Consider the following 13,072-nt stretch of genomic DNA (forward strand, 5'->3'; position numbering starts at 1 on the left):
TGTGAATGTGAAGAAATTGTTACAATTATTCGTTGGATATTTACAAATTGAAAGAAATTATTCAAAATATACAATTGCAAGTTATCAAAATGATTTAGAACATTTTGTGCAATTTATGGAACGAGAAGGCATATCCTCTTTTTTAGACGTTACATACGCGGATGTTCGTTTGTACTTAACGACGTTGCACGATGAAAAGTTAGCCCGTAAATCTGTCGCAAGAAAAGTATCAAGCTTACGAAGTTTATATCGTTTTTTGATGCGTGAAGGTTATCGAAAGGATAATCCGTTTGCACTTGCGTCACTCCCCAAAAAAGAATTGTCAATCCCAAAGTTTTTATATGCTGAAGAGTTAGAGGAATTATTTGAAGTTTCTGACACGGAAACGCCATTAGGTCAAAGGAATCAAGCTTTATTAGAGTTGATGTATGCGACTGGGATCCGTGTGAGTGAATGTGTCAATTTACAACTTACCGATATTGACTTTGCGGTGGGAACAATTTTAGTAATGGGAAAAGGAAAAAAACAAAGGTATATTCCGTTCGGAAGCTATGCGCAAGATTCTTTAATTACTTATATAGAGAATGGGAGAAAACAGTTAGTTAATAAGACTGACGAAGATTCTCATATGGTATTTTTAAATGCGAAAGGTACACCGCTAACCAGTCGTGGAGTTCGTTATGTTTTAAATGAACTCATTAAAAAGGCTTCGCTGACAATGCGGATAAGTCCCCATATGTTAAGGCATACATTTGCTACACATATGCTAGATGAAGGGGCGGATTTACGTACTGTACAGGAGCTATTAGGTCATGAAAATTTGTCGACGACACAAATTTATACGCATGTCTCTAAAGAAAGATTGCGTTCTGTTTACATGAAGCATCACCCGCGGGCATAAATTGCTTTAAAAGCTATAAAAACAAATAAAGGAGTTTTTTCTATGGGAAATTTCCACGCTACAACGATATTTGCAGTTCATCATAATGGAGAATGTGCAATGGCTGGAGATGGCCAAGTGACAATGGGAAATGCTGTTGTAATGAAACATACAGCTCGTAAAGTTCGTAAGCTTTTTCAAGGTAAAGTTTTAGCTGGTTTCGCAGGATCAGTTGCTGACGCATTTACTCTTTTTGAAATGTTTGAAGGGAAATTAGAAGAGTATAATGGCAACTTGCAACGAGCTGCTGTTGAAATGGCAAAACAATGGCGTGGCGATAAAATGTTACGTCAGCTAGAAGCGATGCTCATTGTCATGGATAAAACAACTATGCTCCTTGTTTCAGGTACAGGAGAAGTGATTGAACCGGATGATGGTATTTTAGCAATTGGATCTGGTGGGAATTATGCACTTTCTGCAGGTCGTGCTTTAAAGCAATATGCAAGTGAACACTTAACAGCGAAGCAAATTGCGAAAGCGAGTTTAGAGATTGCTGGCGATATTTGTGTTTATACGAATCACAACATAATTGTTGAAGAATTGTAGAATCGTAAGGGAGGCATTTTATATGCATTTACATTTTACTCCGCGCCAAATTGTGGAAAAATTAGATCAATACATCATCGGTCAAAAAGACGCAAAGAAAGCGGTTGCTGTAGCGTTGAGAAATCGATATCGCCGCAGTAAATTAGCTGAAAATTTACGTGACGAAATTGCACCTAAAAATATTTTAATGATTGGACCGACAGGTGTTGGGAAAACAGAGGTAGCACGACGAATGGCGAAACTCGTTGGAGCACCTTTTATTAAGGTTGAGGCTACAAAATTCACAGAAGTTGGATATGTGGGTAGAGATGTAGAGTCGATGGTACGTGACCTAGTAGAAACGTCTGTTCGTATCGTAAAAGAAGAAATGGTAGTGAAAGTTCAAGATAAAGCAGAAGAGCAAGCGAATCAACGTCTTGTTGAAATTTTAGTACCGAGTCCGGAGAAGCAATCTGGATTCAAAAATCCATTAGAGATGCTTTTTGGAGGCGCTCAAAATTCGAATCAAACGTCTGATACACAAGAAGATGTTGAAATCGAAAAGAAACGTCAAGATATGGAGAGAAAGCTTGCTGCAGGGCTTCTTGAAGAAGAAATTGTATCGATTGAAGTGACTGAACAACAGTCTTCCATGTTTGATATGTTACAAGGAACTGGCATGGAACAAATGGGAATGAATTTCCAAGATGCGCTAGGAAGTTTTATGCCGAAAAAAACGAAAAAACGTAAACTTTCTGTAAAAGAAGCAAGAAAACTCTTGACAAATGAAGAGGCACAGCGCTTAATTGATATGGATGAAGTTACACAAGAGGCTGTTTATCGTGCTGAACAGCTCGGGATTATTTTTATCGATGAAATTGACAAAATTGCTGGTAAGCAGTCGAATAGCGTAGATGTATCACGTGAAGGTGTGCAACGTGACATTCTGCCAATTGTAGAAGGGTCGAATGTTGCGACAAAATACGGATCAGTAAAAACGGATTATATTTTATTCGTTGCAGCTGGAGCGTTCCATATGTCTAAACCGTCGGATTTAATTCCGGAATTGCAAGGGAGATTTCCGATTCGAGTAGAATTAACAAAATTATCGACAGACGATTTTGTTAAAATATTAATCGAGCCTGACAATGCGTTAATTAAACAATATATGGCATTATTAGCGACTGAAGGTATAGAAATTGAATTTTCAGACGAAGCTATTCGTAAGATTGCTGAGATTGCTTATCAAGTTAATCAGGATACAGATAATATTGGAGCAAGAAGACTTCATACGATTATGGAGAAGCTCCTTGAAGATTTATCGTTTGAAGCATCTGAAATTACGTTAGAGAAAATAACGATAACACCTCAATACGTTGAGGAGAAATTAGCAACAATTGCTAAAAATAAAGATGTGAGCCAGTTTATTTTGTAATAGTGTCATCAGGTGACTCGCCCTAGTTTCCAAGTGATGAAAAAATATGTGAGTAACATGTAGGAGGAACTTTTGAAATGGAATTATTAGCAAAAACGAGAAAATTAAATGCGTTATTACAGAGCGCAGCAGGGAAGCCTGTAAACTTTAGAGAAATGTCTGACACAATGTGTGAAGTAATCGAAGCAAACGTATTCGTAGTTAGCCGTCGTGGTAAATTACTAGGTTATGCAATTCACCAACAAATCGAAAACGAACGCATGAAGCAAATGCTTGCAGAACGTCAATTCCCAGAAGAATATACACAAAGCTTATTCAACATTACAGAAACATCTTCAAACTTAGATGTGAACAGTGCTTACACAGCATTCCCAGTAGAAAACAGAGAATTATTTGGTCAAGGTTTAACTACAATCGTACCAATCGTTGGTGGCGGTGAGCGTCTAGGTACATTAGTATTAGCTCGTCTTGGTCAAGAGTTCTTAGATGATGATTTAATCCTTGCTGAGTACAGCTCAACTGTTGTAGGTATGGAAATCTTACGTGAAAAAGCAGAAGAAATCGAAGAGGAAGCACGTAGTAAAGCTGTTGTTCAAATGGCGATCAGCTCATTATCTTATAGTGAGTTAGAAGCAATTGAGCATATCTTTGAAGAGTTAAATGGAACAGAAGGTTTACTTGTTGCAAGTAAAATTGCTGATCGCGTAGGAATTACTCGTTCTGTAATCGTAAATGCACTACGTAAATTAGAAAGTGCTGGTGTTATTGAGTCTCGTTCTTTAGGTATGAAAGGAACATACATTAAAGTGCTAAACGACAAGTTTCTACAGGAACTTGCTAAATTAAAAACAAACTAATTTATAAAGAACTCTCCTCGATTGAGGAGAGTTTTTTTGTGCAATGGATAGATGATGCTTGTGAAAAGTGTCATAAGTGTGTTTTCTGGGAAAACTATTAATTGTATTTACTTTTTTGCTTAAAAGAAATGAAGGTTGGTAATACTAGAATTCGAGTATGAACAAAGAAAGTTTTACATTGTTCGCATTTTCGACTTGATTGAAATATTTCAGTATGATATAGTAAGCAGTGGTGTCAGTACAAAGTACACACGTTTACTGATTTAAGTGTTGGTGCTACGTTTGTAGTTTCGCTTAGAGATGAAGTAAACGGAGGATATCAAAAACCATTTAGGAGGAACTATATTATGTCAGTAATTTCTATGAAGCAATTGCTTGAAGCTGGTGTTCATTTCGGACATCAAACTCGTCGTTGGAACCCAAAAATGAAGCGTTACATTTTCACAGAGCGTAACGGTATCTACATCATCGACTTACAAAAAACTGTGAAAAAAGTTGAGGAAGCTTACAGAACGATGCGCGACATCGCTGCTGAAGGCGGAGACATCTTATTCGTAGGTACTAAAAAACAAGCACAAGAAGCTATTAAAGAAGAAGCAACTCGTGCTGGTATGTACTTCGTTAACCAACGTTGGTTAGGCGGAACTTTAACAAACTTCCAAACAATCCAAAAGCGTATCAAGCGTCTTAAAGACATCGAAAGAATGCAAGAAGATGGTACTTTCGAAGTACTTCCTAAGAAAGAAGTTGTTCAACTTAAAAAAGAGTTAGAGCGTCTTGAGAAATTCTTAGGCGGTATTAAAGATATGAAAGGTCTTCCAAGTGCATTATTCGTAGTAGACCCTCGTAAAGAGCGTATTGCAGTTGCTGAAGCACGCAAATTACACATTCCAATCATCGGTATCGTTGATACAAACTGTGATCCAGACGAAATCGATCACGTTATCCCAGCAAACGATGATGCAATTCGTGCTGTAAAACTTCTTACATCTAAAATGGCAGACGCGATCCTTGAAGCAAAACAAGGTGAAGAAACTGTTACTGCGTAACAAAGTTGGAAAGGTGATAAGGGGTTCGGCCTTTTATCACCTTTTTTAAGGTATAAACACCTTTATAAAAGGTATAAATACATATTTTAGGAGGATGAAAAGTATGGCAATCACTGCTCAAATGGTAAAAGAATTACGTGAAAAAACTGGCGCAGGTATGATGGACTGCAAAAAAGCTTTAACAGAAACTAACGGCGACATGGAGAAGGCAATTGACTTTTTACGTGAAAAAGGTATTGCGAAAGCTGCTAAAAAAGCAGACCGCATTGCTGCTGAAGGTTTAACTTTCATCGAAACAAACGGTAACGACGCTTTAATCTTAGAATTAAACTCTGAAACTGATTTCGTTGCGAAAAACGAAGGTTTCCAAACACTAATTAAAGAATTAGCTGCTCACTTATTAACTAACAAACCAGCTAACGTTGAAGAAGCTATGGCTCAAACAATGGAAAACGGTAAAAAAGTTGAAGAGCACATCAACGAAGCAATCGCTAAAATTGGTGAAAAACTTACACTTCGTCGTTTCGAAATCGTATCAAAAACTGATGCAGATGCATTCGGCGCTTACCTACACATGGGTGGACGCATTGGTGTATTAACAGTTCTTGAAGGTTCTACTGATGAAGCTGCTGCTAAAGATGTTGCAATGCACATCGCTGCAGTTAACCCTAAATACATCGACCGCGATGCTGTAACAGCTGAAGAAGTTGAGCATGAGCGTCAAGTATTAACACAACAAGCATTAAACGAAGGCAAGCCTGAGAAAATCGTTGCGAAAATGGTTGAAGGCCGTCTAGGCAAATTCTTCGAAGAGATTTGCTTACTTGACCAAGCATTCGTTAAAAACCCTGATATGAAAGTTCGTCAGTTCGTTGAGTCTAAAGGCGGAACATTAAAAGGATTCGTTCGCTACGCTGTTGGTGAAGGTATCGAAAAACGCGAAGACAACTTTGCTGAAGAAGTAATGAACCAAGTAAAAGGTAGTAACTAATACAGATTAGGGAACACATTGTGTTCCCTTTTTTAAAATAAAGATGTAAGCAATTGGAGGTTCATTATGAGTAAACCGAAATATAATCGTGTCGTTTTAAAGCTAAGTGGAGAAGCTTTAGCTGGAGAGCAAGGATTTGGAATTAACCCAACTGTTATTAAGTCAGTTGCGGAACAAGTAAAAGAAATTGCAGAACTTGATGTAGAGGTTGCTGTTGTTGTTGGTGGCGGTAACATTTGGCGTGGGAAAATTGGAAGTGAAATGGGCATGGATCGTGCAGGGGCAGATTACATGGGCATGTTAGCGACAGTTATGAATTCATTAGCTCTTCAAGATAGCTTGGAGAATATCGGAATTCAAACTCGTGTACAAACTTCAATTGAGATGCGTCAAGTTGCAGAACCTTACATTCGTCGTAAAGCAGTTCGTCACTTAGAGAAAAAACGTGTTGTTATCTTTGCAGCAGGTACAGGTAACCCATACTTCTCTACAGATACAACAGCAGCATTACGTGCGGCAGAAATTGAAGCAGATGTAATTTTAATGGCGAAAAACAATGTAGATGGTGTATATAATGCAGATCCATCTATTGATCCAACAGCTACGAAATACGAAACGCTTACTTACTTAGACGTATTAAAAGAAGGTTTAGGTGTAATGGATTCTACAGCTTCTTCTCTATGTATGGATAATGATATTCCATTAATTGTATTCTCAGTTATGGAAAAAGGTAATATTAAACGTGCCGTTTTAGGCGAAAATATCGGAACAGTGGTAAGGGGGAAATAAATATGGGACAACAAGTATTGAAGTCTTCAAATGAAAAAATGGAAAAAGCAGTTGCTGCTTATTCTCGTGAATTAGCAACAGTTCGTGCTGGCCGTGCAAACGCGTCTGTATTAGATAAGGTACAAGTTGATTACTATGGTGCACCAACACCAGTTGTGCAATTAGCGAACATTACAGTTCCAGAAGCGCGTTTACTAGTAATTCAACCTTATGATAAAACTTCTATCGGTGATATTGAAAAAGCAATTTTAAAAGCAGATTTAGGCTTAAACCCTTCTAATGATGGAACTGTAATTCGTATTGCATTCCCTGCATTAACAGAAGAGCGTCGTCGTGATCTTGTAAAAGTTGTGAAAAAATATGCTGAAGAAGCAAAAGTTGCTGTTCGTAACGTACGTCGTGACGGAAATGATGATCTTAAGAAGCTTGAAAAAGCTGGCGAGATTACAGAAGATGATTTAAGAGGATATACTGAAGATATCCAAAAAGAAACAGATAAATATATTGCAAAAGTTGACGAAATCGCAAAAAACAAAGAAAAAGAAATCATGGAAGTGTAATAGCGATAACTTCGCAAATATGACCCTCTTCTTAAGGGGGTCTTTTTACACTTTTAGGCATACGTCTGCTTGCTGGAGGGTATGAATGATGTTTAAAAACTTTCCTTTTTTTAAAGGTAAAAAGGACACATCGTTTGATCATCTCGTTGAAGAAGTGAAAAAAGGATATATCCCAGAACATATTGCCATCATTATGGATGGGAATGGAAGATGGGCAAAGAGGAGAGCAATGCCTCGCATTGCGGGACATCATGAAGGTATGCAAGTTGTAAAGAAAATTACAAAATTTGCAAGTAAACTTAATGTGAAAGTGTTAACTCTCTATGCTTTTTCAACTGAGAACTGGAAAAGACCGAAAAAGGAAGTTGATTATTTAATGAAGCTTCCAGAAGAATTTCTAGGTACATTTTTACCAGAATTGATTGAAGAAAACGTACAAGTCCGAGTAATAGGGCAAAAAGATCGTCTTCCTACGCATACACGCAGAGCGATGGAGAAAGCCATGGAAGATACGAAAGAGAATACGGGATTAATTCTTAATTTCGCGTTAAACTATGGAAGTCGAGATGAAATCGTTTCTGCTGTGCAACATATGATGAAAGATAATGAGGAAGGAAAAATTCGTTCTGAAGAGGTAAGTGAAGAAATGCTTTCCTCCTACTTAATGACGAGTTCTTTACCTGATCCAGAGTTGTTAATCCGAACAAGCGGAGAGCTACGTATTAGTAATTTCATGTTATGGCAAATTGCATATTCGGAGTTTTGGTTTACAGACGTGTATTGGCCAGACTTCAAAGAAGAACATTTGCTAAATGCGATTACTGACTTTCAACATAGAGGGCGCAGATTCGGAGGCGTGTAGAAAGAGAGGGTTTGGTAGTGAAACAGAGAATTATTACTGGAGTGGTTGCTGCCGCGCTATTCATTCCCATCGTAATATACGGTGGCGTGCCTTTTACGGTTTTAGTGTATGCACTTGCTTCTATAGGTTTATATGAATTAATTCGTATGAATAAGCTTACGCTTATTTCAGTACCGACAGTTTTAGCTGCAGTATTATTGTGGATTCTTTTAATTCCAAGTAGTGCATCAGAACTGTTTACATGGATTGGATTAGGTAAATTGGAAATCACATTTGTGATTGTTTTATTACTTTTATCATATACAGTCCTTTCTAAGAATACATTTACTTTTGATAATGCTTCATTTTTACTGATGGCAACGACATATGTGGCAATGGGATTCTTATATTTAAATGAAACGAGAATATTAGGAATTAAATATGTATTTTGCGCATTATTTGTTATATGGGCTACTGATTCAGGCGCATATTTCGTAGGAAAAGCATTAGGCAAGAGAAAATTGTGGCCAGAAATTAGTCCAAATAAAACGATTGAAGGTTCATTAGGCGGCATCGTTTGTGGAGTTATTGTGGCACTTGTTTACAACGTGTTCTTCCCAGTCGAATCGAATGTAGTAATTTTAATTGTGCTGACAATTATCATTTCTATTTTTGGACAAATTGGTGATTTAGTACAATCTGCTTTTAAACGTCATTATGGCGTAAAGGATTCAGGTGCAATTTTACCTGGGCATGGTGGTATATTAGACCGAACAGATAGTTGGTTATTCGTTTTACCAATTCTCTACTTCTTATTACAATACAATTAATAAATGAACGAGGGGTTGGAGTCATGAAAAACATTAGTTTATTAGGTGCAAGCGGATCAATTGGTACACAAACTTTAGATGTATTACGCTCGCACCCAGACCAATTCCGTCTCGTTGCTTTTTCTGTAGGGAAAAATATTGACTACGCAGTAAAGGTAATTCAAGAATTTTCTCCGCAAATCGTCTCTGTGCAAAGAGAGGAAGATGTTTTAAAATTACAATCTGTTTCTGGTAATACAAAAATTGTATATGGTAGTGAAGGACTTTTAGAAGTAGCATTACATCCAGATGCGGAGATTGTAGTAAATGCTGTTGTAGGTAGCGTAGGGTTGTTACCAACACTTCGTGCAATTGAGGCGAAAAAAACAATTGGAATTGCAAATAAAGAAACGTTAGTAACTGCAGGACATCTTGTAATGGAAGCAGCACGAAAACATAATGTTTCGTTACTTCCAGTAGACAGTGAACATTCGGCTATTTTTCAATGCTTGAATGGTGAAAATGAAAAAAGAATTTCTCGTCTTATTATAACGGCTTCTGGTGGAAGTTTCCGTGATAAAACGAGGGATGAATTGCATCATGTGACCGTAGAAGATGCGCTTCGACATCCAAACTGGTCAATGGGTTCGAAAATTACAATTGATTCTGCTACAATGATGAATAAGGGACTGGAAGTAATTGAAGCACATTGGCTTTTTGGTATCCCTTATGAGCAAATCGATGTTGTTTTACATAAAGAAAGTATTATCCATTCTATGGTTGAATTTGAAGATCGTAGTGTAATGGCGCAGCTTGGTTCACCTGATATGCGAGTACCAATTCAATACGCACTTACATATCCTGATAGATTGCCTCTTTCAGACACAAAACAGTTAAACTTATGGGAAATAGGGACGTTGCATTTTGAGAAAATGGACCAAGAACGATTCCGTTGTTTACGTTTTGCGTATGAAGCTGGAAAAGCAGGTGGAAGTATGCCAGCTGTAATGAACGCAGCGAATGAAGTAGCTGTTGAAGCCTTTTTACAAAAGAGAATTGGTTTCTTAACAGTGGAAGACCTCATTGAAAAAGCAATGAACCATCACAATGTCATTGCACGACCGAGCTTAGAGGAAATTTTGGAAATTGATGCGGCCACAAGACGGTTTGTGATGGAACAAATTTAGCAAAGGTGGTTATGGAATTGAATACAGCGATTGCCTTTATATTAATTTTCGGTGCACTCGTATTTTTCCATGAGCTAGGGCATCTATATTTCGCAAAAAGAGCAGGTATTTTATGCCGCGAGTTTGCGATTGGTTTTGGTCCGAAAATATTCTCATTTGAAAAGAATGAAACGGTGTATACGATTCGATTACTGCCCCTTGGTGGCTATGTAAGAATGGCCGGCGAGGATGCGGACACAGTTGAGTTAAAGCCTGGGAAAAAGGTTGGCCTTGTATTAAATGAAAAAGATGAAGTTGTGAAATTAGTTTTTGATGGATATGAAAAGTATCCAAATGTTCGTGTTATTGAAGTCGAACAAGCTGATTTGGAGCATAATTTAACAATTTCGGGCTATGAAGAGTACGAGGAAGAGCTTCAAACATTCCGAGTGAATGAAAAGGCTCGTATTATTACTGCGGGGGAAGAAATTCAAATTGCTCCGTATAATAGACAATTTGGCTCGAAAAAACTAGGGCAACGCGCTTTAACAATCTTTGCGGGTCCTGCAATGAACTTCATTTTAGCATTTGTTATTTTTGTGATTCTTGGATTTGTACAAGGGGTTCCTATTGACAAACCAATGGTCGGAAAAGTGATGGATAACAGTGCAGCACAGCAAGCTGGATTGAAAGAGAATGATACAATTCAAGCTATTGATGGGAAAAACACAAGTACATGGAAAGATGTTGTTAATATTGTACGTGAAAACCCAAATAAAGAAATTACGTTACAAGTAAAGCGTGATAATGAACAGTTTAATGTGAAAGTAACGCCAACGCTCGATAAAGAAGGAAAAGACGAAGTTGGTAGAATCGGTGTTTATTCTCCTGTAGAGAAAACAGTAATGGGTTCTATTAAATCAGGATTTGAACAAACGTACCAATGGACGAAACTAATTTTTGAATCTCTTGTTAAATTAGTAACTGGTCAATTTTCTATTAATGAGTTGTCAGGTCCAGTAGGAATTTATAATCTAACAGATCAAGTTGTAGATTATGGGTTTACGCGTGTACTAAGTTTAGCTGCAGTTCTAAGCATTAATCTTGGTTTATTTAATTTATTACCAGTTCCTGCTTTAGATGGTGGCCGTTTATTCTTCTTCTTAATTGAAGCGTTACGAGGGAAACCAATTGATCGCCAAAAAGAAGGAATGGTTCACTTTATTGGTTTTGCATTATTAATGTTACTTATGTTAGTTGTAACTTGGAATGACATTCGTAAGTTTTTCTTGTAAAATAAAGTGAAACTTATAATGAAATAGAGCTCGTAGAATAAAATCCCTCACCTAACTCGAGGTGAGGGGTTTTACTGCGTGTAAGAGTAAAATGAAGAGGTGCAAATAAATGAAACAAAGTATGGTATTCAGTCCTACATTACGTGAAGTTCCAGCTGATGCTGAAATTAAGAGTCATCAGCTATTACTTCGTGCAGGTTTTATGCGTCAAAATGCTTCTGGTATTTATAGCTTTCTACCATTTGGATTAAAAGTATTACACAAAGTAGAACGTATCGTTCGAGAAGAAATGGAGCGCGCAGGTGCAGTAGAATTATTAATGCCAGCTATGCAAGCTGCAGAATTATGGCAAGAATCAGGTCGCTGGTATTCTTACGGATCTGAATTAATGCGTATGAAAGATCGTAACGCTCGTGAATTCGCATTAGGAGCGACACATGAGGAAGTAATTACGGACCTTGTGCGTGATGAAGTGAAATCATATAAAAAATTACCGTTAACATTATACCAAATTCAAACAAAATTCCGTGATGAGCAAAGACCTCGTTTCGGCTTATTACGTGGAAGAGAGTTTCTAATGAAAGATGCATACTCTTTCCATGCTACACAAGAGAGTTTAGATGAAGTATACGATCGATTATACAAAGCATACTCTAACATTTTTGCTCGTTGTGGCTTGAATTTCCGTGCAGTTATTGCTGATTCTGGAGCAATGGGCGGAAAAGATACACATGAATTTATGGTATTATCTGATGTTGGTGAAGATACAATTGCATACTCTGACACATCTGATTATGCAGCAAACATCGAAATGGCTCCTGTTGTAGCTACGTATACGAAGAGTGACGAAGCAGAAAAAGCACTTGAAAAAGTAGCAACACCAGACCAAAAAGCAATTGAAGAAGTATCTGCATTCTTAAACATTGCAGCTGACAAGTGCATTAAGTCTATGGTATTTAAAGTAGATGAGAAATTAGTAGTTGTACTTGTTCGTGGTGATCACGAAGTAAACGATGTGAAAGTGAAAAATGTATACGGCGCTTCAGTTGTTGAGCTTGCTTCTCATGAAGAAGTAAAAGCATTATTAAATTGTGAAGTTGGTTCATTAGGACCGATTAATGTAACAGGTGATATCGAAATTATTGCTGATCACGCTGTAGCATCAATTGTTAACGGATGTTCAGGAGCGAATGAAGAAGGATTCCATTATGTAAATGTAAATCCAGAACGTGACTTTAAAGTAAGTCAATATACAGATTTACGCTTCATTCAAGAAGGAGACCAATCTCCAGATGGAAACGGAACAATTCTTTTCGCACGCGGAATTGAAGTTGGTCATGTATTCAAATTAGGAACTCGTTATAGTGAAGCAATGAACGCAACATTCCTAGATGAAAACGGAAAAACACAACCACTTATTATGGGGTGTTACGGTATCGGTGTATCTCGTACAGTAGCAGCAATTGCAGAGCAATTTAACGATGAGAACGGCTTAGTTTGGCCAAAAGCGGTAGCACCGTTCCATGTGCATGTAATTCCAGTAAATATGAAATCTGATGCACAACGTGAAATGGGTGAAAATATCTACAACTCATTACAAGAACAAGGCTATGAAGTGTTATTAGACGATCGTGCAGAACGTGCAGGTGTTAAATTTGCAGATGCAGATTTATTCGGTCTTCCAGTTCGTGTTACAGTTGGTAAAAAAGCAGACGAAGGTATTGTAGAAGTGAAAGTACGTGCTACAGGTGAGTCTGAAGAAGTAAAAGTAGAAGAACTTCAAACATATATTGCAAATATTTTAAAATAAGAAGA

General features: G+C 37.5%; 13 protein-coding genes. All 13 read left to right on the top strand.

Annotation, left to right across the window (positions count from 1 at the left end; all coding sequences use genetic code 11):
* Position 1: 1 nt before the first annotated feature.
* The 13 genes from xerC to MKY38_RS03225 all read left to right on the top strand — a co-directional run bounded on the left by xerC (position 2) and on the right by MKY38_RS03225 (position 13,067).
* Positions 2-901, top strand: a complete 900-nt coding sequence (gene xerC / locus MKY38_RS03165) for a tyrosine recombinase XerC (protein WP_001101243.1) — start codon at positions 2-4, stop codon at positions 899-901.
* A 42-nt stretch (positions 902-943) separates the two neighbouring features.
* Positions 944-1,486: an ATP-dependent protease proteolytic subunit HslV gene (gene hslV / locus MKY38_RS03170; protein ID WP_000526272.1), complete on the top strand. Its 543-nt coding sequence runs from the start codon at positions 944-946 to the stop codon at positions 1,484-1,486.
* A gap of 22 nt (positions 1,487-1,508) precedes the next feature.
* Positions 1,509-2,900: an ATP-dependent protease ATPase subunit HslU gene (hslU, locus tag MKY38_RS03175; RefSeq protein WP_065222970.1), complete on the top strand. Its 1,392-nt coding sequence runs from the start codon at positions 1,509-1,511 to the stop codon at positions 2,898-2,900.
* A gap of 77 nt (positions 2,901-2,977) precedes the next feature.
* Positions 2,978-3,757, top strand: a complete 780-nt coding sequence (gene codY / locus MKY38_RS03180) for a GTP-sensing pleiotropic transcriptional regulator CodY (RefSeq protein WP_000421290.1) — start codon at positions 2,978-2,980, stop codon at positions 3,755-3,757.
* Positions 3,758-4,104: 347 nt separating this feature from the next.
* Positions 4,105-4,806: a 30S ribosomal protein S2 gene (rpsB, locus tag MKY38_RS03185; protein WP_000111485.1), complete on the top strand. Its 702-nt coding sequence runs from the start codon at positions 4,105-4,107 to the stop codon at positions 4,804-4,806.
* Positions 4,807-4,909: 103 nt separating this feature from the next.
* Positions 4,910-5,797, top strand: a complete 888-nt coding sequence (gene tsf / locus MKY38_RS03190; protein WP_001018578.1) for a translation elongation factor Ts — start codon at positions 4,910-4,912, stop codon at positions 5,795-5,797.
* A gap of 66 nt (positions 5,798-5,863) precedes the next feature.
* Positions 5,864-6,586, top strand: coding sequence for a UMP kinase (pyrH, locus tag MKY38_RS03195; protein ID WP_000042668.1), 723 nt, complete (start codon positions 5,864-5,866; stop codon positions 6,584-6,586).
* A gap of 2 nt (positions 6,587-6,588) precedes the next feature.
* Complete coding sequence (frr, locus tag MKY38_RS03200) at positions 6,589-7,146, top strand: ribosome recycling factor (RefSeq protein WP_000531501.1); 558 nt, start codon at positions 6,589-6,591, stop codon at positions 7,144-7,146.
* 85 nt (positions 7,147-7,231) lie between these two features.
* Complete coding sequence (uppS, locus tag MKY38_RS03205) at positions 7,232-8,008, top strand: isoprenyl transferase (protein WP_000971296.1); 777 nt, start codon at positions 7,232-7,234, stop codon at positions 8,006-8,008.
* 17 nt (positions 8,009-8,025) lie between these two features.
* Positions 8,026-8,817, top strand: a complete 792-nt coding sequence (cdsA, locus tag MKY38_RS03210) for a phosphatidate cytidylyltransferase (RefSeq protein ID WP_065222971.1) — start codon at positions 8,026-8,028, stop codon at positions 8,815-8,817.
* 23 nt (positions 8,818-8,840) lie between these two features.
* On the top strand, positions 8,841-9,983 hold the full coding sequence (gene dxr, locus MKY38_RS03215) for a 1-deoxy-D-xylulose-5-phosphate reductoisomerase (RefSeq protein ID WP_000790373.1): 1,143 nt from the start codon (positions 8,841-8,843) through the stop codon (positions 9,981-9,983).
* A 17-nt stretch (positions 9,984-10,000) separates the two neighbouring features.
* Positions 10,001-11,257 (top strand): RIP metalloprotease RseP, encoded by a 1,257-nt coding sequence (gene rseP / locus MKY38_RS03220; RefSeq protein WP_065222972.1) that lies wholly within the window; start codon positions 10,001-10,003, stop codon positions 11,255-11,257.
* Positions 11,258-11,366: 109 nt separating this feature from the next.
* Positions 11,367-13,067 (top strand): proline--tRNA ligase, encoded by a 1,701-nt coding sequence (locus MKY38_RS03225; RefSeq protein ID WP_000814299.1) that lies wholly within the window; start codon positions 11,367-11,369, stop codon positions 13,065-13,067.
* The last annotated feature ends 5 nt before the right edge of the window (positions 13,068-13,072 follow it).

Origin of the sequence: Bacillus sp. FSL R5-0585 (genome assembly GCF_038004545.1) — a bacterium.
GTDB lineage: Bacteria > Bacillota > Bacilli > Bacillales > Bacillaceae_G > Bacillus_A > Bacillus_A cereus.